The organism is Colwellia sp. (assembly GCF_013215345.1).
Taxonomy (GTDB): Bacteria; Pseudomonadota; Gammaproteobacteria; order Enterobacterales; family Alteromonadaceae; genus Colwellia.
This window is the reverse complement of record NZ_JABSOV010000036.1, coordinates 14,548-36,202: the sequence shown is the minus strand read 5'-3', so window position 1 is coordinate 36,202 and position 21,655 is coordinate 14,548. Positions and strand designations below refer to the sequence as shown.

17 protein-coding genes are annotated in these 21,655 nt (G+C 38.2%); 9 read left to right on the top strand and 8 right to left on the bottom strand.

The genetic code is table 11. The features are described from left to right. Window positions 1-696: 696 nt before the first annotated feature. The gene (locus HRT50_RS07635) at window positions 697-1,185 is read right to left on the bottom strand and encodes a hypothetical protein (RefSeq protein ID WP_291613037.1); all 489 of its coding nucleotides are present in this window, start codon (window positions 1,183-1,185) and stop codon (window positions 697-699) included. A gap of 284 nt (window positions 1,186-1,469) precedes the next feature. Between HRT50_RS07635 and HRT50_RS07630 the strand changes: the two genes are divergently transcribed. Beyond that, window positions 1,470-1,676 carry a hypothetical protein gene (locus HRT50_RS07630; protein WP_291613036.1) on the top strand — a complete coding sequence of 69 codons (207 nt, stop codon included), beginning with the start codon at window positions 1,470-1,472 and terminating at the stop codon, window positions 1,674-1,676. Between the two features lie 255 nt (window positions 1,677-1,931). Here the strand turns inward: HRT50_RS07630 and HRT50_RS07625 are convergent, their stop codons facing one another. Further along, window positions 1,932-2,672, bottom strand: coding sequence for an ABC transporter substrate-binding protein (locus HRT50_RS07625; RefSeq protein WP_291613033.1), 741 nt, complete (start codon window positions 2,670-2,672; stop codon window positions 1,932-1,934). A 418-nt stretch (window positions 2,673-3,090) separates the two neighbouring features. Between HRT50_RS07625 and HRT50_RS07620 the strand changes: the two genes are divergently transcribed. Both HRT50_RS07620 and HRT50_RS07615 read left to right on the top strand, forming a co-directional pair. Then, the gene (locus tag HRT50_RS07620; protein WP_291613031.1) at window positions 3,091-3,783 is read left to right on the top strand and encodes a VC0807 family protein; all 693 of its coding nucleotides are present in this window, start codon (window positions 3,091-3,093) and stop codon (window positions 3,781-3,783) included. A gap of 605 nt (window positions 3,784-4,388) precedes the next feature. Continuing rightward, window positions 4,389-5,117, top strand: coding sequence for a hypothetical protein (locus HRT50_RS07615; protein WP_291613028.1), 729 nt, complete (start codon window positions 4,389-4,391; stop codon window positions 5,115-5,117). A gap of 209 nt (window positions 5,118-5,326) precedes the next feature. On the opposite strand, the gene HRT50_RS07610 is transcribed toward HRT50_RS07615, so the two are convergent. The 3 genes from HRT50_RS07610 to HRT50_RS07600 form a co-directional block, all read right to left on the bottom strand. Then, window positions 5,327-5,860 (bottom strand): hypothetical protein, encoded by a 534-nt coding sequence (locus tag HRT50_RS07610; RefSeq protein ID WP_291613027.1) that lies wholly within the window; start codon window positions 5,858-5,860, stop codon window positions 5,327-5,329. Continuing rightward, complete coding sequence (locus HRT50_RS07605) at window positions 5,850-6,593, bottom strand: DNA/RNA non-specific endonuclease (RefSeq protein ID WP_291613025.1); 744 nt, start codon at window positions 6,591-6,593, stop codon at window positions 5,850-5,852. The genes HRT50_RS07610 and HRT50_RS07605 overlap by 11 nt, the downstream gene beginning before the upstream one ends. Before the next feature lie 463 nt (window positions 6,594-7,056). After that, the gene (locus HRT50_RS07600) at window positions 7,057-8,364 is read right to left on the bottom strand and encodes a hypothetical protein (protein WP_291613023.1); all 1,308 of its coding nucleotides are present in this window, start codon (window positions 8,362-8,364) and stop codon (window positions 7,057-7,059) included. Window positions 8,365-8,678: 314 nt separating this feature from the next. Between HRT50_RS07600 and HRT50_RS07595 the strand changes: the two genes are divergently transcribed. Next, window positions 8,679-10,832 (top strand): PKD domain-containing protein, encoded by a 2,154-nt coding sequence (locus HRT50_RS07595; RefSeq protein ID WP_291613021.1) that lies wholly within the window; start codon window positions 8,679-8,681, stop codon window positions 10,830-10,832. A gap of 79 nt (window positions 10,833-10,911) precedes the next feature. Here the strand turns inward: HRT50_RS07595 and HRT50_RS07590 are convergent, their stop codons facing one another. Next, entirely contained in the window at window positions 10,912-11,286 is a 375-nt protein-coding gene (locus HRT50_RS07590) for a hypothetical protein (protein ID WP_291613019.1), read from the bottom strand. 528 nt (window positions 11,287-11,814) lie between these two features. On the opposite strand from HRT50_RS07590, the gene HRT50_RS07585 reads away from it, so the two are divergent. Continuing rightward, entirely contained in the window at window positions 11,815-15,081 is a 3,267-nt protein-coding gene (locus HRT50_RS07585) for a collagenase (protein WP_291613017.1), read from the top strand. A 382-nt stretch (window positions 15,082-15,463) separates the two neighbouring features. Here HRT50_RS07585 and HRT50_RS07580 read toward each other — a convergent pair whose 3' ends face one another. Then, window positions 15,464-16,789 carry an SO_0444 family Cu/Zn efflux transporter gene (locus HRT50_RS07580; protein WP_291613015.1) on the bottom strand — a complete coding sequence of 442 codons (1,326 nt, stop codon included), beginning with the start codon at window positions 16,787-16,789 and terminating at the stop codon, window positions 15,464-15,466. Next, a complete protein-coding gene (gene zntR, locus HRT50_RS07575; protein ID WP_291613013.1) occupies window positions 16,773-17,189 on the bottom strand; it encodes a Zn(2+)-responsive transcriptional regulator in 417 nt (138 codons plus the stop codon). The genes HRT50_RS07580 and zntR overlap by 17 nt, the downstream gene beginning before the upstream one ends. 428 nt (window positions 17,190-17,617) lie before the next feature. Here zntR and HRT50_RS07570 point away from each other — a divergent pair, with 428 nt between their 5' ends. From HRT50_RS07570 to cydB, 4 genes are all read left to right on the top strand, one after another. Next, a complete protein-coding gene (locus HRT50_RS07570) occupies window positions 17,618-18,175 on the top strand; it encodes a phosphoribosyltransferase (protein WP_291613011.1) in 558 nt (185 codons plus the stop codon). A gap of 389 nt (window positions 18,176-18,564) precedes the next feature. Continuing rightward, window positions 18,565-19,104, top strand: a complete 540-nt coding sequence (locus HRT50_RS07565; RefSeq protein ID WP_291613009.1) for a MarR family transcriptional regulator — start codon at window positions 18,565-18,567, stop codon at window positions 19,102-19,104. A gap of 156 nt (window positions 19,105-19,260) precedes the next feature. Then, window positions 19,261-20,661 (top strand): cytochrome ubiquinol oxidase subunit I, encoded by a 1,401-nt coding sequence (locus HRT50_RS07560; RefSeq protein WP_291613007.1) that lies wholly within the window; start codon window positions 19,261-19,263, stop codon window positions 20,659-20,661. Continuing rightward, complete coding sequence (gene cydB / locus HRT50_RS07555) at window positions 20,654-21,652, top strand: cytochrome d ubiquinol oxidase subunit II (RefSeq protein ID WP_291613005.1); 999 nt, start codon at window positions 20,654-20,656, stop codon at window positions 21,650-21,652. The genes HRT50_RS07560 and cydB overlap by 8 nt, the downstream gene beginning before the upstream one ends. Window positions 21,653-21,655 lie beyond the last annotated feature (3 nt).

Below are 21,655 nucleotides of genomic sequence, written 5' to 3'. Positions count from 1 at the left end.
AAGACGTCTTAGTAACTGACTTTCACCATGCGCCAAATAAATCGACGTAAATTCATGTGGTTAGGTGGTTTCTGTGGGTGCTATTTTTAATTAATGGTGTGTTACTAAGACGTCTTAGTAACATTATGTGAATGATTCATTCATTAGCAAATATAGGGCAAAAAAATTATTGCTAACTTCCCCTTTGCGCACAGAGAAGTCCTTAGCGATGACCTACTTTTAGTTAATCGTTTGATTGCGAGTTGAGGTTCACAGTTACCAAGGGGCGCACTCGCTACGCGAAGAAGTGCAGAAGAGACTAAAGATTAGTAACTAGACATTAAATGAATCGCTTCGCTCGCTAAGGGCAGTTTGTTTTTTTTATTAACGCTTCGCTAAAAAAAGAACAAACGCAAAACTGACAAATCACTGTAAGTGTTGGTATATAACGCTGACAGAGGCACTCCGAAAAAACTTTACCCCCGTATTACTAAACGGGGGTAAAACCTTTCATTTCCTACCAACGCTCAATTCCTCTTCCTCGTCACTCAGGGTCGTCAATCGAAAGCTAAATAAACATCGAGTGTATCCGCCTTTTCTGCGGTAAATTTACTGGTGAGTGTAACTAAGTGGCTGCTGTTTAGATCAGATGGAATACCATCTAAATGTTTGGACCTACCCGCTCCACATTTACAGGGTTGGCCGCAGAGTTTTAAACTAATTAATATATATTGCCCGCAGTTTTGAAGTTGTTTTATCTAATCCTAAAACCACAATGTGTTCAACATCGCCTTGGCCACGATAAAAAACGACTAGTTTCAGATATGCCCAGTGGTTATCAATACCGGCAAACTCATCCTTAAAATCTGTAAGAGTAAACTCCTGTTCTAAATGATATTCACCTTCTATTTCGATCTGTTCTAATACTCTAAATACTTCGTTTAGATCTTTAGTATTCTTTGCTATTTGAGTATGTTTCGCACCCAAAACATAACCATATCCATCAATAGCCGTTGCCCAGTCTTGCTTACTAAGAGCTAGCGGCAGGGTAATAGCCTTAGATAATAAGGAAAAATCGTTTGTATTTATTGCGTTACGAAGGGAAACAGCCTGATCATAAGGTGTTACTGTAACTGATTGGTTAATGCAGCCAGAAATAAACATGGCTAAGATAGCAGCGAATAAAATATGAATATATTGACGCATGAAAGAAATCCTCCTTGAATTTTAGACGAGTATATCCCAGGAAATCATGCTCCTCAAAGCACAAAGCCGACCTAATTCAGACACAGGGTTATCATAATAAATAGTCCGACTCTACATCATAGTCGCCAGTCACGAAGTCTTATTTGTATCACTTAAAAGTGTAAAGGAGACTAAAGTTGATGCTTTCTAGTATTTCTACTTTGTCATCCGATAGTACCTTGCTATGTGTATAGTATTTTCTATACTAGTCAATATATGGAGTAATTAAATAAGAATATTTTAAAATGGAATTTTCTACCCCAAAAGCAATTCATCAAATAAAATCAAGTCATCACAAAACGATGTTAGTTGATGGACAAAAATGCTGCCCTCTTATAGCCATGACAATCGCCCTTAATTATCATAAACTGGATATTACGGAAACAGCTTCTTGCATGACCATAAAAGGTGTTGTACCTGTCGTGAGAAATGAAAAATATCAGCTTAAATAATTTAAAAAATATTTTTTATAAAAGTAACTTTTCATAGTGTAAAGCTTGGTTTGGTCAACTTGTCGAACAGACAGCTTATGTCTCCTGCCTCTGGGAATTGTGAGTGTATCAATCTCAAGTTTTAGACCATTTTGTGGCATCAGTTAGCGTTCTGAGATGAAATCCCACAGGCGGCTTTGAGCCTTGAGTTCAAATGGTGAATGCAACGCTATCCTTAATACAAAGGAGCGTAGCCATGAAAAGAAAAAATTTTCATCATTTTACACCTTCCCCCATATATTTTTTAAATATCTCATCATATTTACCTGACGTTTTGAGTTGATTGAGTGCATTTTGCCATTTTATAATCTCATTTGAGGGAATGTTTTTAGAAAATGCGATGTATAAGTCAGATTTTAATAATTCAATATTTATTCGCTCTATCAATGCACCATCAATTAGATTTCTATTAATGAAATACTTTACGGTGAACTCCCCAGATACTACTAGTTCAGCTCTATGTTTGGCTAACATTTGGAAAGAATTGATAGTTTTTAGGGTTATAAATAAGTTATTAAATCCCTTAGACAATAAAAGTTTTTGTTCTGGAAAACCTCTGGTTACCAAGATATCAGTATCGTCTGCATCCGATAATTTTTCTAAATGTAATTTAGTATCCTTATTTTTATAAAAATAGGTTTTTTCAGTTGCAATAGGTCCAACCCAATTGAAAAGAGGTTCACGATCGGGAGTCCTTGCCATAGTAAAAAGTATATTATTCCGCCCGTACCTTGTCATTTGGTAAGCTCTTGCCCATGGATAAATTGCAATGGTATCGGGATGATTAATCTTTTTTAAAATTTCACGTACTATTTCAACGGTTACACCTGTGGGAGATCCGTTTTCAGTATAATTCCATGGAGGGAGTTCTTCAGACATGATGTTATAATCAGTAGCTAGTGCTATAGGGAATAAATTTATCAATAAAAGGCTTATTATTTTTACTAAATAATGCATTTTATTCCCCTATTCTTTTACTACTCATTTGATCTTAAGTTACATTTTTGAAGAAATCAAAATTGTTGCAAGATTTCGCAGCTTACTAACACACTTTATTTTGGCTTAGGCTTATATTTTTCAGCGACACTAAATTCATTATTTTTGATGCACTAACTAAAAAACAGCATAAAGATAGCTTTGGACAGGTAGTAAGTAGTTTAAATGAGCACTTAAAAAGTTAACAGGAAGGCACATAAAAATTATGGAGATATATTATTATATAAGGGGGGAACTATAGATATTAAATTTACTCTGCCCCCATTTTTTTTACGAGCTTTAAAAGTTGGCTTAGAGACCGTCGTAACAGTTTACTTAATAAAACACTTAGCTTAGCAACACAAAGATAAACAATAAAAGAATATCCAGGTAATAAAATATGACAACGAAAAAACCGAAAAACAACCCATTATTGGAAATTATCTTTAATGTAGCCCTACCTTCTTGGGTTCTAATGAAGTTTTCCAGTCCTGAATATTTTGGGGTAGTGGCCGGATTAATCATAGCCCTAGCATTCCCTCTCGGGTATGCCGTTTATGATTACCTTAGAACTAAAGAAATGAACCTAATATCTGTATTTGGCTTTTTAAGTACCCTATTAACAGGTGGGATTGCCTTGTTTGAGTTAGGTGTCCATTGGCTCGCAATCAAAGAAGCCTCTATTCCGGCGTTAATCGCTGTATTTGTCGTGTTCTCTGGTGTGTATGGTAAACCTTTAATCGCAAAATTATTATTGAATGAATCAATGTTGAAGGTCGAACTGATATATGAAAAACTTTGTGCATCAGGGAAGACTGAGCTATTTAAAGCTAAAATAGGATTTGCTAATAAGTTATTGGCATTAACGTTTATCTTTTCAGCCGTAATGAATTATGTATTAGCAAAGTGGCTTGTAACGAGTCCTGCTGGGACAGTTTCTTTTAATGAAGAACTAGGTCATATGACCTTAATGAGTTATCCCATCATTGCAATACCATCAATGATAATGCTTGGTGGCCTTATGTTTTATGTTAGCAAGGTAATAAATAATTTAACTGGTTATAAATTTGCTGATTTATTGGTAGAACAATAAATCAGTCGCTGTAAATAATTTAGAAGGGAAATAATACAAAGAGGAAGTTACGGGAAGCTTCCTCTTTGATGTGACTTTTATTATTGGTTATAGACAGAGCACCGTCTATGATAAGACACCGCTTAATTGCGGTTTTTTATTCCTGAAATTTACTCATTGCTACAAAAGTATAACAATTAACGGTGAGTGTCTTTATTCTCAAGCTTCGCCCTCGCCGTCCGCTACTAAAACAAACGCGCCTAAACCATAAAAACCAATAAAATCAACAGACCACGCACAACCACCTTCCTATCTTCATATTTAATCTTTAGTCTTTTATTGCGTAATGATGTGTGTCATAGTCAATTAACGGTTAATAAATAGTTAACTCTTGGTTAAATAAAAGCCTTGTTGCTTATTATCTATTGAGGTAATTCACCAAGTAAATAGGCCATTTGTTATGTTAAGCCTGTAATAAATGTGTTGCTCATTTGGCAAAAGTTATTATGGGCCAAAAATTTTCACAGCAATGATGTCGTTACTTTTTTGTTATGCAGCGAAGCTGAAAAAATAACGACAGGTATGAAAAAATTAAATGTTATTTATCTAAAATAAGGAAGTTCATCATGGATAATACTCAATACCGTCAGTTTCTAAATAACCCTGTCACTTTTCTCAATGGTGGCCCGGTTAGCCGTTTAAGAATAAATGTAACCACGCCTGGTGTACCGTTTCGCAACACCATAAAATCTACTGAAAATTTTAACGGCAGTGTGCCAACATCTTTTCAGTATTCCGACTCCCGAGTCACACCTATATCTCTTCGTTATGACAATACCGGAATTGCGCCAACCAGCGCGTTATGGGCGCAAACAACTCGCCCCCCCGCCGGAAACTTTGTTAATGATCGCGCTTATTATTTACAATGGAGTGCAGATCAGGCTTATGCCATTGAATTAAAGCATGAAGCACAACTGTTCTTTACCGCTCAGGTGGACGGTTGCGGCATTCTTGTTTTTGAAACGCCACAGAAACTCATTATTGTCCATCACAACATTCAAGTTGCAGCAGCAGGCCAGAGTTTTCTGCAGTCGGTGTTTGAGTCACAAGGAAATTACCGAACTCGTGATAGAAATAACCGTTTTGATGCTCGGGCCAGAGCACTACAGGATCTTTCCGCGCACATCATTGCCAATAACCCAGGCATCACCGGTGGTACCTCGTTAGATGCCCGCCAATACATGGCAACTGGCCATGCTGCTAGTGTCTTTGGTATTAAGCGTGGCGGACGCTGGCGCATCTATGTAAACAGTAAAACTGGCGCTAATTACCGCACTAAATTAATGTACGGCTAATTTAAAAAGAGCAATAACAGGCTAGTGAAATAGCTGACATAGATAAGCAAGCCTGATAAGCCCATAACCGGTACCTAAAAATGCCAGTTATGGGAGAATACATCAGTTATTATGTAATGCCCTGTTCAGCTTTTATCCAGATATTTCATTCAGACTTAAACTACTTTTTCATCTATTTCGCTTTCTTTGTTATATCGAAAAAATTGCAGCTATTTGGACCCGGCTATTAACTTAGGCCTTTGAGCAAAAAACTCAATTGTACTGACTATTTGGTTAATTCCTTTTGAACCTCCGGCCATTAACGCGCCCATGGTGAAAAGTTCAAAAACGTCAAACATAATTATTTGCACCGACGAGGCGTCATCGAAGTCGAACATACCTGTAAAAATTCTAATGCCAACTACAGCCATTAAGACACCCAAACTAAACCCTACCCATGCCGTTTTTCGAGCAGTATCTGCTTTATAAAAGCTTAATTTAGCTATCTCCAACTTATCACCCATAGCCAGGGATATGTCGTTTTCTACTTTAGCTCTACCCGGTGCTCTATATAAGATGACATATAGCTCGACCACCCGCTCAACGATTAAGGATAAGAATAGTAGCCTCAAAAGCAGTAGAAAAAAGTCTTTTGGCGTTTCAAAACCTATCCAGACAAGACCGTGTCCAAAATCTAAAAAATGTGAAGCTGCTGACAATAGAACAATAATGAATATGCTCAACCAAAGTGACTTATGATACATATGCTTTGCACCCCTTATTATATTTAAACTTTTTGCCAAATTTTACTTCCAACGAATTGAGAAGTGATTTAATTTCTTCATATTCCACACGTGCAATTAATTGCTCTATGCCCACAGCATAGTGCTGAAGTTTTGAAGCTCGTGCATCGTTGGCATTTGGAACAATCCAAGCAGAGAAGTATTTTTGACTTTTATATTCACCAACTAATACCCTCCAAAAATAATCAGGCGTTCTAATACCATGACTATTAACGAATAAATCATTCCTACTATCAGTGCCCCAAATTACGCCACCATAATTAACAACATCAAAGCTATCTCTGTAGCATTCAACTAACTCTTCAGTTCTTTTCCATGCTCCGCGATTCAACTGCAAAGTTTGCGGCAGTACATTTGCCATAAAATTTGCTTCCTTTAATGCTGCCTTGTCGAAATCAAAATGGTTCGCAGCGGCTAGTTGAGCTCTGTGGTATTTAGATTCAAAATCGTTGTAGTGGCTATAGGCTTCACGTGATAATTGCTGACAAGATTGAGGTAAGCTCGGGTCATCATAAAAAGAATTATATTTAGTCTTATTCCCCTTGTCTTCAGATGCCACATAGTAGAATGCAATTGAAGCTCTTTCCTTACAATCAACCCAGAGCTTGTAATGAGTATATTGCTGTTCAACTAGAGCTTGAGCGTTGGTGATATAAAGTGTCGGTATGAGAAAAAATAGCGTTAAAATACGCAACGTTACTTCCTTGTGGTTAATATTATTAAATTGTTAAATCTTTGTACTATCAACGTTTAAAAGAGTCAACCAAATACTGATTGATGTTTGCTAACTTACCTTCTAACTTTATGTATTGGGTGCAAGAAGCTAAACAGACAAGCCATAATAATTTCATGGGAATATAGATAAAATATTATGAGAAACATCTTAAGAAAGGCTGAAGCATGATTTATTTTGATGTCTATAGACCTATAGATATATTCCACTTTATGCCGTGAGTTAACAGCATAAAGTGGAATATATTGAGTAATACCTTGGCTACTATTTAGTTATTCTTTAGCTCTTATTTAGCTGTGAATTAGCCTTTATCAAAATAACCTCCCCCCTTAAATACGGGGAAAACGGCCTTGAATCTATTTATGATTAAATTCAAAGACCGTCTAAAAGATTTATTCTAAAATAGGCAGTTACACAGAATTCTTTACTGGATGCCACCCCAAATTACTTTCATGGCATCCGCAACGGTTGCCGAGCCTTCATCACCATCATGTTCTCGAGTAAGACTTACTTTGATAGTTTCTCCCTTTTGTACTTGCATAGCAGCAAGAGATACCCATTGGCCACCTGCGCTATTTTGATCTTTAGTGACTACTAAGTTATTGGTTTCGGTTGAAATAACATATTCAGCCGAGCCATCTCGGTTATATGAAGAGCCGCTTGACTTGGTATTAGTCCACCAAGCATAAACATGGTATGTACCCGTTTGATCAACCGTTGCACTCCAGCTAGTATTTTCACCTTCGCTGTTAGTGTATCGAGACTTACTAAGCCCTTTAGATGGGAAGTTATCTACAGCACCTGAGCTGCTCCAGTCATTAGACTCATAGTAACCTTTATAATCAAAATCAATTAACACAGTTGCCGGGGAGCAAGGGAAAGTAGCAACATTGCTATTACAAAAATAATTAGTCATAAAGGTATTAATGTTATCTGCCATATTATCGCTAAAGTACTCTCTTTGACTTTCTGAAAAGCGAATATTGCTACCTATCTCAAATTGAATAGCATCTAGACCTAATAAATTATGACTACCATTATGTTTTAGGGTAGTACCGCCACTTAAAGCACCTTCAGGCGTTGGATCGGAAGTAGTCGGAATATGTGAATTTTCAGGTTCAACCGTAAAGCCTTGCTGGGATAATAAACCAAAGAAGCCATTACCACCCACAATCGAATCCCAACCATGTTCAGCGACCAAGTTTTGCACCGAGATTCCATTTCGGGTTCCTCGAATAATTTTATCTGGTTGCTGTGCTTGACCATGAATATCTAATAAGACTCCCTTGCCGAACTTTTGTTTTATTTCCTTAATATATTCAACAACTTTACTTTGATAGCTATCATAATAAAGCTGTGCAGCTTGGCTTTCATAAGCTTGATGTTCTGGGCGGTTAGCATCAATATATTTACGATGAAATTCAGCTGTGACGATATAAGGGATACCACCATATTTTTGTTCATATTTAGCTTGAATATCTTGGGCTATACCTTTAGTCCAGCTATCTTTTACCGTATTAAAGTCTTCAACAGTAACCCCTTGCATATTCGTACCGGTTCTAATACTGACATTATCTGGCTGTGAATTTCCACCATGCGGCGCAGTAATGAGTACAGGAATAGTACCCTGAGTGAAAGAAACTAAGTTTTCACTTTCGCCATAGACTTGAGCACATGTAATAGTTAGAACAAAGGAATAACAACATTTAAAAAGAGTATTTTTTTTTATCATTTTTTATCTCCAGTATGTTTTTTGTTGCCTAAAAAAAAGACAGACCATAAATAAGAACATAGCGGAATAGAGCAAGCAATTAACAAACCTTATCAAGGTCATACCTAAAGGTTATGAGGAACCAAGATTTTAGTACTGCTGAGTTGTAATCAAGCAACGATACTTTTTGTCTTCAAATAATTTTATAGCCCTCACAATAATGTTAATGAAATGTGAGCATAATGTTAATTTAGTACTATAGTTTATTTGGTTTTAATCGAGCATTGGGTAGGAGAGGTACCAATGCCAACTCAAAAAATGTAAAAGGAACTTAAATGAAAACATTATTTACCACACTTGGGCTATGTCTTTTTGTTAGTAATTCTGTCGCTGCTAATGAAGTCTCCCCTGCAAACAACACCCCCGTAATTATTGCTGATCATAAATCTGCAGATGTAAATTTTAACCCTAACCAATCGACTCAGTTATCAATAAATGCCGAGAATTCAGCTGAAAGAGTGCAAGAATTTGCCCTTGAAAGCGCAGGGGCAAGTTTTATTAAGGTGCACTTTAAAGTATTTAATATACCCAATGGTGCTTATGTATTAGTGTCTAGCCAAGATGGTAGTGAAGTTTATCGTTATGATAATGCAACAAATACCCCAAGAACTTTTAATACCTTAAAAGGTGAAAATGGCACTGTGCAATTTTCAGCAATGTCTGTATTTGGTGAAAAAGCGCTGGTTAAGCTTGTACTTCCCGTGAATGTACAGTGGTTACCTTCACATCAATTAGTGATTGATAGCTATAAAGCAGGTACTGAAAATGATTTGCCAACAAATGACTCTGAATTAATTAATAACCTGCAAGTGCAAGGCAATGTCGATATGTCATCAGATATTGGCATTGAATCAACGTGTGGTGTAAATGAACGTAAAGATGTGCAATGTTGGGCATCAAGTAACCCGGTAGAGTATGAACGTACCCGCCCTGTTGTCCGTTTATTAATGGCTGGTAGTGGGTTATGTACTGGTTGGCGCGTTGGCTCAGGCAATCATTTATTCACTAACAACCATTGTTTAGATAACGAAGCAAGATTGCAAGATACTGAAATATGGTTTAATTACCAACATACTTCTTGTGACGGCAGTACGCTTGATTCTGTTGTAAAAGTCACCGGTCAATCTCTACTTAAAACAGACTACAACCTAGATTACGCATTGTTTACAGTTAATAACTTCGCCAGTATTGCCGGTTTTGGTTACTTTGGCCTCGATGTCAGAAGCCCAGCCCAAGGCGAGCTCATTTATATTCCTCAGCATGGCTCAGGTAATCCGAAAGAATTGTCGATTCAAAGCGATCAAAACAGTGGTGGTTTATGCCAAATAGATGCAGTTTCTGCCAATGGTCGAGCTACAGGCACAGATACCGGCTATTTCTGTGACACTATTGGTGGCTCTTCAGGCTCACCTGTACTGGCAAGCAGTTCAAATAATGTAATTGCCTTACATCACTTTGGTGGCTGTGAAAACCAAGGGGTAAGAATTGATAAAATATGGCCACAAGTTGCCAGTATTTTTGGCAATACAGTGCCTGTTGGTGATAACGGCGGCGGTGGTACTAATCAGCCACCAGTGGCAATTATTTCTAAAAATTGTACTGAGTTAACTTGTAATTTTGATGGCGCTGGCTCTTCAGATACCGACGGTTCAATTACTGATTACCAATGGAACTTTGGTGATGGTAGTTCAGCGTTTGGCGATCAAGTGCAACATACTTTCAGCAGTAGTGGTACTTATAATGTATCACTAACTGTGGCTGATAATGGTGGCGCAACCAATACTGACACACTTACGGTTGCCGTAAACACTAATGGTAATGGCGGTTTAACATCAGGCATTGTCTTATCAAGCCTTGCCGGCGCAAAAGATAATGAGCAAGTATTTTATATTGATACCACACAAGCAAATACTCGTGTTGATGTACAACTAAGTGGCGGTACAGGAGATGCTGATCTTTATGTGAAAAAAGGTACTATCCCCACCAAAAGTGATTATGACTGTCGTCCTTTTGTTGGTGGCAATAATGAAAGCTGTGATGTGCAGTTAGCCAGTGCTGGCAGAGTATATATTAAGTTGATTGGCTACAGTGCTTATAGCGGCGCTTCGCTAGTTGCCACTAATACGGTCTCTACGCCTAGTGATTTTCCAAAAACGGGCTTAGCCGCAACAACAGGAAACTGGCTACAATACACTTATACCGCACAAACAGCTGAAACCGTAACGGTTAACACTGCTGGTGGTAGTGGTGATGCCGATTTATATACCAGTAAAACCGGTCAACCTACAGAAAATAGTTATACTTGTCGTCCCTATAAAAGCGGCAACAATGAAACTTGTTCAGTGCCATTAGGCGCTGGTGAAACCGTCTATATTGGGTTAAAAGCTTATTCGAGCTTTTCAGGTGTTACGCTAAACGCACAGCCATAGAATATTTAAGGTTCATATAAAAATCCCTAATCAGTGTTAGGGATTTTTATTCTCAACGGTAATAGTCAACCGCAATTGTTTAGTTCGCCCCAGTTGGTGGCGGTGGTGCATTTTTTTTCTGATTGTTGGCTACTTCTTCATGGCCATGGGCTTGAGGTGTAGTGTAACGACCATCTTTTGATTTATTTGAGCTAATAGGCGGTGGTGGTGCGTTTCTTACATAGCTATTTTCATCAACAACAACCGTTTCTTGTTCACTATTTTTCTCACCAGTAACTGTCACAGCTTTAGTTACATTACTTGGCGAAGATGGCGGAGCCTTTACCTGAGCACTATCAGATATTACTTGTTGCTGGCTTTTCGCCGACTTTGCATCATCATCTAAAAAACTATAACTAAAGGCAACAACTATACCCGCTATTAAAGCAGCCGTTAACAATGTTGTTTTATTCATATTTAACTCACAAAATGTATATTGAATACAATAAAGGTAACATACCCTAAAAGAAAATAACAAGGTGATATTGTTTGAAATTACATCAACCGAGTTGTTTTCAACCTAGAAAAACACCTCGAATATGCCAATAAGTTAACTACATGTTAATTAACTTAACGTTTTTTCAATATTTACCATCATTAAAATATTGATATTTTATTGTTTATATACATACAGATAGTATTAAAAACAACCGTTTTGTCTGAGATTCCCCCGCTAATACTATTAAAAAACCATGCTTATTTAGTATACAAAACATACTTTCTACAATATATTGCATACAATTATGTTTCAGAATTGTTACATAAACATTTTTCCTTATTCATCAATGATGGAAATACCGGGAAATATGTTACCAATGCAATGCTAGCGCTTTTCTAGCGAGAAGAGTCACTAAGACTTAACTAAAGAGTAACTTCAAAAAGCAAAATAAATAATAAAATAGGAGGGGGTTGCATAGCCTTACTCCATAAAATGGGAAGACACATGTCAAATTCTGTTAAAAATAAATTACTCGCCGTTGCCACGGTACTTGGTGCCTTAGCATCAACTACCGCCAGCGCCAATGCACCGGTTCAATGTGGTAGCACAACCACATCAGGCGGGGCACTAGCAATAAACCAAACACAATGTATATCGGGAAACGGTCTATATTTTTATATTGATGTTGATGCTGATAACACCGCATTAGAAATTAAAACGTCAGGTGGCACAGGTGAAGCTGACATCTTAGTTAGCGATTATAGCTGGGCAACAAGCTCTAACCACACTCAACGTACATATAACTCAGGTACTGAAGAAACACTTGCTGTTACTGCTCGAGCCGGCCGTTTATACGTCAGTGTTTTTGGTGCCCATCAACAAGTTACTTTAGATGTTAAAGATGTAAATGCTGGTGGTACTGATCCTGGTACAGGTAATGGCACACCAACTATGTGTGGCGCAAATACCTTAGCTGGCTATGAATTAACATTAGAGTCACAAGAATGTATTTCAGGTAACGGTCAATACTTCTACATCGACGTTCCAGCGGATAATACGCCGCTAGTCATCGAAACTAAAAATGGCTCAGGTCAAGCTGACATTTATGTTAACACTGGCGGCTGGGCAACTCGCAGTAGCAACACTGCTTCTTCGGTAAGTGATGGCACAAACGAGACCCTAAAATTAACGGCTAATGCTGGTACTTTATATATCAGTGTTTTTGGGCTTAATCAGGAAGTTAGCTTTAAAGTTAGCGCTGATAACGGCACTACTCCTAACCCAGATCCAGGCACCGGTACTGGTAATATTCCAACCTTACCGGCTAACCCTGGCATGTGTGGCGCTGAAACACCGGTAGAAGGTAGAGTGAACTTCAACCAAGTTGAATGTATCAACACTATAGCGGGTACTTCGTCATATGCTATCCATGTACCAGCAGACAATATTAATGTTATTGTTTCAACGGGTGGCGGCTCCGGTGAATTTGACTTGTTAACTAGCCAACAAGGTTGGGCTACCTCAACAAGTTACGATCATATATCAAACAATGTTGGTACTGACGAGTCAATTAGCTTTACTGCTAACAAAGGTTGGTTATACGTATCACTTGATGGTACTTCAGCTTCAGAAGTGAGCTTATTAGTAGCCATTGATCCAAAAGATATTCCTACTACGGGTGGTGGTTCAACCATTCCAGATGACGGTTTCCCAACAGATGCTACACGCTTTATTGGTTTAAACGGTGCGGCCTTAGTTGAGCGTATTGCTTTAACACACCCACAAAATGTTAGCCCTATTTATAACATTAGCGGACCTGATGCCACAGCATTGTTCTCTGAAGCAAACATGATAGCAATTGCTAATGCAATTAACTCTCGTGCTTCATCTTACACTGGTGAAGATACTACTGGTTTAGAAGCGTTATTCTACTTCTTCCGTGGTGCGTTTTATGTGGAATTTGCTCATCCAACAGATATCGTTGACTATACACCAGCAGTAAAAGCAAGTATCAAAACTGCTTTGCGCACTTTCTTTAACAACGGCAGTTCTTGGCTTGCAAGTGAAAGTAATGGTGGTGTATTAAAAGAAGCATTAATCAATGTTGATTCAGCAGGTTTAGGTGCTGACTTTAACGATATCACTTTACGTGTATTGAACGAATATAATGCTGACTGGGCATCAAGCTTCAACATGAACGCTGCTGCTAACTCGATATTCACCACAATATTCCGTGCACAGTGGGATACAGATATGCGTGCATTGTACGCAACTGACCATGCGATACTAACAGCATTAAATAACTTCCAATCAAGCAAACGCCACCTAATTGGTACTGATGCTGATTACGTATTATATAATGCTACCCGTGAACTTTCTCGTTTATACCATATCCCTGAGATGGAAGCGCAAGTTAAAGTTTATGTGAAAAGTATGTTAGATAGCACAAGTAAACTCGACAATACTAAGAATATTTGGATAGGCGTTGCTAGCATGGCTGATTATTATGATCGTGCTGATTGTGGTTACTATAATATTTGTGGTTTTGCTTTTACCTTAGAACAAGAAACATTAGCCTTTAACTACAAATGTTCTGCTAGCTTAAAAATTCGAGCTCAACATATGTATAACGATCAAGCAGCGTGGATTTGTCAAGTATTAGGTAACCAAGAAACTAACTTCCATAATATCTTAGGTACTGGTTATGTACCGGTTGCTGACGATACTAATGAAGCATTAGAACTAGTTATTTTTGATTCTTCAGAGGAATATAGTACATATGCAGGCTTATTCTTCAATATGGATACCAACAATGGCGGTATGTACTTAGAAGGTGCGCCAATCAATGCCAAAAACCAAGCACGTTTCATTGCTTATGAAGCTGCATGGATGAGACCTGACTTTCACGTTTGGAACTTACAGCATGAATACGTTCATTATTTAGATGGTCGTTTCGACTTGTATGGTGATTTCTCTCTAGGTATGTCAGTTAATACGGTTTGGTGGTCTGAAGGCTTAGGAGAGTACATTTCTTATGGCGACGGTTATGCAAATGCCGTTACTTTGGGTAAAACTCAAGCAGTTGCCTTATCTGAAATCTTTAAAAATAACTATGGTTCTGGTCAAGATCGTGTTTATCGTTGGGGTTATTTAGCAGTACGTTTCATGTTTGAAAAGCACAGAAACGATGTTAATCAAATATTAAACTTAACACGTAGTGGTCAGTACCCTGAATACCAAACATTTATCAATAATATTGGTACTTCATTCGATGCAGAATTTAATGAATGGTTAGTTAACGGCATCGTATTAGGTAGCAGTAATATTGTTGAATTTGGCCCTAATGATACTAACTCTGCTGCTTCTGGCACTGCTGGTAACTGGGCAGGTGAGCCGATTACAATCAGTACTGATTTTTCGCCATGTATTGTTAATGTTCCAGCAAACAAACATGATAAAAACAATAATACTGTGACTATGAATCAAGTTGTTGAATGTATCAATTCATCAAGTGGTGGTGCATCGTTTATTATTCGTAACGACGGCAACTTAGCTACCCGTTTTGAATTAAGAACAACTGGCGGCTGGGGTAATGCAGACATAATGTATAAAGCTGGTGGCTGGCCTACGGCTCAAAACAACAACGGTTATGCTAATGGTGATGGTAATTTTGATAGTTTAATTGTTGAATTAGACCCTACTGTTTACTGGCATTATATTACCCTTGATGGTGAATTTGGCGGTGTTAAGCTAACTATTACTGAGCAGTAATTACTTTTTAATTACGCTTATTAGTAACTTAGTTTTCATCTTCATTGTTCAATGACTTAGTCCATTAACTTAGTTCATTGAACTTTAGAGCCCTTCAGCAAAAAGCAGCTAATAATAGCTGCTTTTTCATTGAGTTCATCTACTTAACCTCAGCTCTGGATAAGCAAAGTTACTCAATAAGTTATTTTAGCACCTATCTTCGTTAGTTCTGCTACCAATAGCCAGCTATTGGGTACACATAACCGCCTTGATAAACACTAAACTATCAATATTGAGTGATATAAATAGACTAATTTTTTTTATTGGTATTGCAACCAATTGGTATTAATAGTTACTTTGCAAGTATCAAACATTCATTAACCAGAATTGAGGTTACTTACTTTTATGTCTTTAGTAATTCCTTTTTGGCTGTGAACTTTAATACCAACAATCGCACTAGCAGTAAGACAAGAATCAAGGCGAAAGATTGTGATAGCCAATTGGGTAACACTTCATGGTGCTCTCCTAACATAGGCGCCACTTCAATGTCGTAATGCTCCACTAGGAAATCAGTTAAAAAGCCAAAGATAATAGCGACACCGATGACGCCAGTTAAATATGAAGCAACCGCGCGTTTACCCAGCTCACTTGCTACCACGCCCAAGGTGGCAATATTCGTAGCGGGACCTGCCAACATAAATACCAACACCGCCCCGGGAGAAACGCCAGACAATAATAAACCTGCAGCAATGGGTGTTGATGCCGTAGCACAAACATACATAGGGATAGAGATTAAAATCACCACTATCATGGCTAAGATGCCACTGCCCCATTGGCTAAAGAAGCTTATAGGTACATAAGTTTGCACAATAGCAGCAAATCCTAAACCTATTAACAGCCAAACTGCAGTATCACTTAGCAGCTTGGTACAGCTAAACGCTACCGCTTGTTTTAGCTTAGCAAAAGCCGACACCTTAGTGGTATCATCTTCAGCTATCTTGGTACTGCAACATGTATCTGCTGATGCTTTGATTTGCTCTGGTTGATGGTCTTGTTTAAGCTCTTGTTGAGCTTCTGTTTCAAGTTCTAGCACCGACTCTTGTGGTAATGCGAGTTTGCTTACTAACTTAGTCTCGCCTGCACAGCATGAGGTTTTAGTTGCCACTGTTGGTTTAGCACAGCAACTTACTTGCTCATTAGTTGCAGCTATTGTAATTTCAGACTTTACTTCTTTACCTGCACAACAATACTTATCATTATTTCCAGCCTTACTTTCAGTTTTCTTATCTGTTTTAGTATTGGTTTGAGCTTCAAGCTGAACTAGCTCATCTTTGCTATCACGGCCGACCAACATACCAGCAACAATTGCACTGGTTACCGCGGCAATAGGCCTAATAATCGCCATAAAAGGGCCAAGTAACACATAAGATACCGAGATAGAGTCTATTCCTGTCTCAGGGGTAGAAACGAGAAATGCAGTCGTTGCACTTTTCGAAGCGCCCGCACGCCTCAACCCTAAAGCAGCAGGGATAACACCGCATGAGCAAAGTGGCATAGGTGCGCCAATTAGCGCTGCTTTTATTGTGGTAAGCAGACCATCACTGCCTAAGTGTTTATTGAGGAAATCCTTGGGTAGATAGACATTTATTATGCCCGCGATCAACAAACCTAACATCAACCAAGGAGCAGAAAGGACAAATAACTCCCAAAAATTACTTATTAATAGCATCGACATTCTCCAGTGCAGATAAAATGGAACAGTGGGTCGCTTCTTCTTCGCCGCCACAACAAGCTGCAACTAATAACTCCAGTGAGCCTTTAAAACACTGCAGCTCAGCTATTTTATCATTCACTTGGGTAAGCTTTTGCTCGGTGAATGACTTTACATCCGCACAACTATGACTGGCTTTATCAATTTTAATGGATAGTAAATCATTGATTTCATTTAAACTAAAACCTACACCTTTCGCACGTATAATAAACTGCATGACTCGAAGCGCTTCTTCATTATATAAACGGTAACCATTATCTGCACGACTGGTCGCAGCTAAAAGTTTATGTTTTTCATAATACCTTAGCGTATCTGTCGATACCGATAACTTGTCTGCCAGTTCACCAATTCTATACATGATATATCCCTTATTTAACGCTTTAACAGCGCTCACCTAACTAATATATTACATTATAAAGCTTGGAGTATACTCTAAGGTCAAACAGAAATTTAACACATTAGCAGTTTAATCGATTTATTGTCTTATAAAGGTAAGCCACACATAAGTAAAACTACCTATGAACGTTATCCACTAGCTAGTGGTTAACGAAGGGGATACATATAACAAATATACCGGTAATATTCTTCCCTCAAACATAAGTAGTATTATCTTTAACCGCCTACCTTCCGCCCCTGCCCTAAAGCTCACTCTTATGCATTTGTTAATAAGGCATAATTTCGTTTCAGCACTTTTGTCATATTTTAATCTTGGTAATCGGTACACTATTTTCTACAGTCAGGTTATAATTAGCGCTTATTAATTTTTCAACAAAGGTTTCCTCGGCAATGGAAAAACGTTTTATTACCGCACAAGAATTATTAGAAGATTCGTTTCGTGTAGCCGCCAAAGTATTTGAAGATGGCTTTCGCCCACAATTTATCGTCGGTATTTGGCGTGGTGGTGCACCTATTGGTATCGCTGTGCAAGAATACTTCGACTTTAAAGGTGTAGAAACTGATCATATTGCCGTTCGTACTTCGTCTTATTATGGTATCAACCAGCAAAGTAAAGAAATTAAGGTTCACGGCCTGCATTACATTATCGAAAATGCTAACGCCAGCGATGGTCTATTAATTGTTGATGACGTATTTGATTCAGGTCGAAGCATCCAAGCCTTAATTAAGCAGTTAAAGAAAAATATGCGTAACAACATGCCACTGGATGTGCGTACTGCTTGCCCTTGGTATAAACCGCAAAATTCAAAAGTAGACTTTGCCCCTGATTACTTTATTCATACCTCTGATGAATGGTTAGTATTCCCACATGAATTATCGGGCTTAACACCTGATGAAATCATCAAAGGTAAAAAAGACTTAGTAAATATTCAGGATTTATTAGTCTAGTTTTTTAAACCTACTAAACTCTTGTTAAAAACATGTCATTTAGACATGTTTTTTTTTGCCTGAAATAATACTGAGTCAATTTTAACTACTGACTTTTAACGACTGAGTTTTACTCCTTATTTTTTAAAGCTCATTCATTTTAGCCATTATCACTATTTTTCACTTTGTTAAAACACCTCCCCCTGTAATACTGCCAATGTTAGTTAACATTTAATAGATATAATAATTTAATTAAAATATAACAACGACTTATGTCGACATATCCTTTTCATATAATTATATTTATTATTTACCAAACAAATACAGCACAAAATAAAACCAATTAACCCTTGATCTATATCAACATAAGTTTAAACTTTCAGAAATTACTGAAACTTCAGAACAAACATATGATACTTACTTCAAAAATAGAATCTTTCGTTATGCATTGTGGTGAAATGGGCAGCCGTTGGGGCTTTAATCGCACTGTTGGCCAAATGTATGGCTTACTAATTATTATTGAAGAGCCGCTTAGTGCGATACAAATATCTGAAGCGCTAAAGATCTCTCGCGGCAATGTCAGCATGGGCATTAAAGAGCTGCAATCCTGGCGTTTAGTTCAGGTTCAGCATAAACCTAAAGACAGAAAAGAGTATTACTCTCCTGCGGGTTCTATTTGGGAGATGGCAACTCGGGTATTTGAAGAGCGCCGTAAACGCGAAGTAGATCCAACACTGTCACTACTGCGCGATAACTTATTAAATGAGCCCGCTAATCAACAAGAAGAATATGCACAAAAACAGATGCATGAAATTCATGACTTGCTAGAAACTATCACTCATTGGGCAGGAGAATTACAAAGCATGAGCCCTGATAATCTTAATACGCTGATGAAACTAGGCTCTGGCGTAAGCAAAATACTCAATTTTAAAGATAAATTAATCAACTAATCAAGTAACGGTTAAGCATGAGCTTAACCTTTTTTAAGTGTTTTTTTTACTTTCTGCTTTATTTAATTAATTACTGAATTATTAACTTACTAAACTTTCTCAATTTACAGACCGCTTATTACCGCCTGTGTAAGTAATAAGCTAACGGAGTCTATTATGCTTGAAACCCTAATGCTGTCCCGCATTCAATTTGCCGCCAATATAAGTTTTCATATTCTTTTTCCAGCAATCACCATAGCGTTAAGTTGGTTTTTGTTTTTTTTCAAATTACGCTTTGATCAAACCGGTGAACCCGTATGGATGCGCGCCTATCGATTTTGGGTAAAAATATTTGCTCTCACCTTTGCTATTGGTGTAGTTACCGGCATTACCATGTCATTTCAGTTTGGTACTAACTGGCCCAAATTTATGGAAACCGTTGGTAATATTGCCGGCCCCTTATTGGGCTACGAAGTATTAACCGCCTTTTTTCTCGAAGCGGGTTTTCTTGGTGTTATGTTATTTGGCATAAAAAGAGTTTCCGCTAGAGTACATACTTTATCTACCTTAATTGTCGCCATAGGTACTACCTTGTCCGCCTTTTGGATTTTGGCGCTTAACTCTTGGATGCACACTCCACAAGGTCACGAAATGCGTGATGGTGTTGCTTTTCCGGTAGATTGGTTAGCGATTATTTTTAACCCCTCATTTCCTTATCGTTTATCACATATGGTTATTGCCTCGGGCTTAACCGCCGCCTTTTTAATCGCCGGCATTAGTGCTTATAGATTACTCAAGGGTGATGATAAACAAGCACCTAAACTTACCTTAAAAATAGCCTTAACTGTCGCTATGGTTTTAACACCGGTACAAATTTTTCTTGGCGATTTACACGGTTTGAATACACTTGAACATCAACCACAAAAAATTGCCGCCATGGAAGGTATCTGGCATACCGAAAAAGGTGTACCGCTGTTACTGTTCGCTATACCTGATGAAGAAAAAAGAACCAATCACTTTGAAATAGCCATACCCAAAATGGCCAGTTTCATTTTAACCCATGACTTTGATGGCGAAATAAAAGGTTTAAATGAATTTGAAGGCAATCACCCACCCGTAGCGCCAGTATTTTTTGCTTTTCGTATAATGGTTGGCATTGGTATGTTAATGCTAACCATCTCTTGGTTTAGCCGAATACAGCTTTGGCGCGATAAACCTTTGCCAACATGGTTATTAAGAGTATTGGTGGCCATGAGTTTCTCTGGCTGGGTAGCAACATTAGCAGGCTGGTATGTTACTGAAATAGGACGACAACCTTGGTTAGTTACCGGTATTTTAACCGTTAAAGATGCAGCTACCACGATAGCATCTGGTAATGTCGCTTTATCTCTCGCCATGTACCTCACTTTATATGCAGTGTTAATGACCGCGTATTTACACACACTATTTACCATGGCAAGACGTGCGGTTGAAATTGAAGAAATCACCGATGATGAGAGAGTTAAACCTGTGCTTCACCCAGCAATAGCTCACTCAACAAACCAGTCACCGAATACCAAGGAGAATGATAATGTTTGAAGCTAATTCACTGGCCGTAATATTTGTTGCGCTAATGGGCTTTTCGATATTGTTGTACGCCATATTAGATGGCTTTGATTTAGGTGTTGGTATATTGCTACCACTTTCACAAAAAGATGATAGCGATACCATGATTGCATCTATTGGCCCTTTTTGGGATGCCAATGAAACCTGGCTTGTCTTGGCTATTGGCTTGTTGTTAATTGCTTTCCCATCAGCCCATAGCCACATTTTTAAAGAGCTCTATTTACCCACGGCGGTATTATTAATTAGCTTGGTACTTCGCGGGGTCGCTTTTGATTTCAGAGCCAAAGCAGCATTTAGCCATAAACCAACCTGGAACAAGGTATTTAAAGTCGGTTCATTACTTGCGGCCATGAGCCAAGGTTATATGCTAGGCATGTATGTTATGAGCTTTGAAGACTCGCTAGCAGCTTATGCCTTTAGCTTACTCAGCGCATTAGGTGTTGCTGCTGCTTATGCCTATATTGGTGCATGTTGGCTGATCATGAAAACCGAAGGCGCATTACAAGTACAAGCGGTTCGTTGGGCTAAACAGGCCGGGCTTATTTGTTTTATCGGCATAGTAGCCGTGTCAGCGGTAAATCCATTAATTAACCCTGATGTTTTTGCTAAATGGTTTGCTTGGCCAACCACGCTATACATATTGCCTTTACCACTATTGTGTTTTGCCTTATTTGTTTACAGCTTATTACAGTTGAAAAAATTACCTGCGATAAATGATAAAGGCTGTTGGCGACCTTTTGTTGCTGCTGTTGTTATATTTGCTTTGTGCTTTTTTGGTTTAGCCTTTAGTTTTTTCCCTTATATAGTACCGGGTAAATTAACCATTTGGGAAACCGCAGCAGCGCCTGAATCTTTAAGCTTTTTATTATGGGGAGTGATCATAGTAGTGCCCGTGATTTTCAGCTATACCGTCTTCTCATACCGGGTGTTCTGGGGAAAAGTACGAGAATTGAGATACTATTAACAA

Bases quoted from the DNA above. Each gene is read 5' to 3' on its own strand.
- HRT50_RS07610 (WP_291613027.1), bottom strand. From the start codon at position 5,860: ATGTATCATAAGTCACTTTGGTTGAGCATATTCATTATTGTTCTATTG.
- HRT50_RS07560 (WP_291613007.1), top strand. From the start codon at position 19,261: ATGCTTGAAACCCTAATGCTGTCCCGCATTCAATTTGCCGCCAATATA.
- HRT50_RS07585 (WP_291613017.1), top strand. From the start codon at position 11,815: ATGTCAAATTCTGTTAAAAATAAATTACTCGCCGTTGCCACGGTACTT.
- HRT50_RS07565 (WP_291613009.1), top strand. From the start codon at position 18,565: ATGATACTTACTTCAAAAATAGAATCTTTCGTTATGCATTGTGGTGAA.
- HRT50_RS07570 (WP_291613011.1), top strand. From the start codon at position 17,618: ATGGAAAAACGTTTTATTACCGCACAAGAATTATTAGAAGATTCGTTT.
- cydB (WP_291613005.1), top strand. From the start codon at position 20,654: ATGTTTGAAGCTAATTCACTGGCCGTAATATTTGTTGCGCTAATGGGC.
- HRT50_RS07630 (WP_291613036.1), top strand. From the start codon at position 1,470: ATGGAATTTTCTACCCCAAAAGCAATTCATCAAATAAAATCAAGTCAT.
- HRT50_RS07615 (WP_291613028.1), top strand. From the start codon at position 4,389: ATGGATAATACTCAATACCGTCAGTTTCTAAATAACCCTGTCACTTTT.
- HRT50_RS07580 (WP_291613015.1), bottom strand. From the start codon at position 16,789: ATGCTATTAATAAGTAATTTTTGGGAGTTATTTGTCCTTTCTGCTCCT.
- HRT50_RS07620 (WP_291613031.1), top strand. From the start codon at position 3,091: ATGACAACGAAAAAACCGAAAAACAACCCATTATTGGAAATTATCTTT.
- HRT50_RS07590 (WP_291613019.1), bottom strand. From the start codon at position 11,286: ATGAATAAAACAACATTGTTAACGGCTGCTTTAATAGCGGGTATAGTT.
- HRT50_RS07595 (WP_291613021.1), top strand. From the start codon at position 8,679: ATGAAAACATTATTTACCACACTTGGGCTATGTCTTTTTGTTAGTAAT.
- HRT50_RS07635 (WP_291613037.1), bottom strand. From the start codon at position 1,185: ATGCGTCAATATATTCATATTTTATTCGCTGCTATCTTAGCCATGTTT.
- zntR (WP_291613013.1), bottom strand. From the start codon at position 17,189: ATGTATAGAATTGGTGAACTGGCAGACAAGTTATCGGTATCGACAGAT.
- HRT50_RS07600 (WP_291613023.1), bottom strand. From the start codon at position 8,364: ATGATAAAAAAAAATACTCTTTTTAAATGTTGTTATTCCTTTGTTCTA.
- HRT50_RS07625 (WP_291613033.1), bottom strand. From the start codon at position 2,672: ATGCATTATTTAGTAAAAATAATAAGCCTTTTATTGATAAATTTATTC.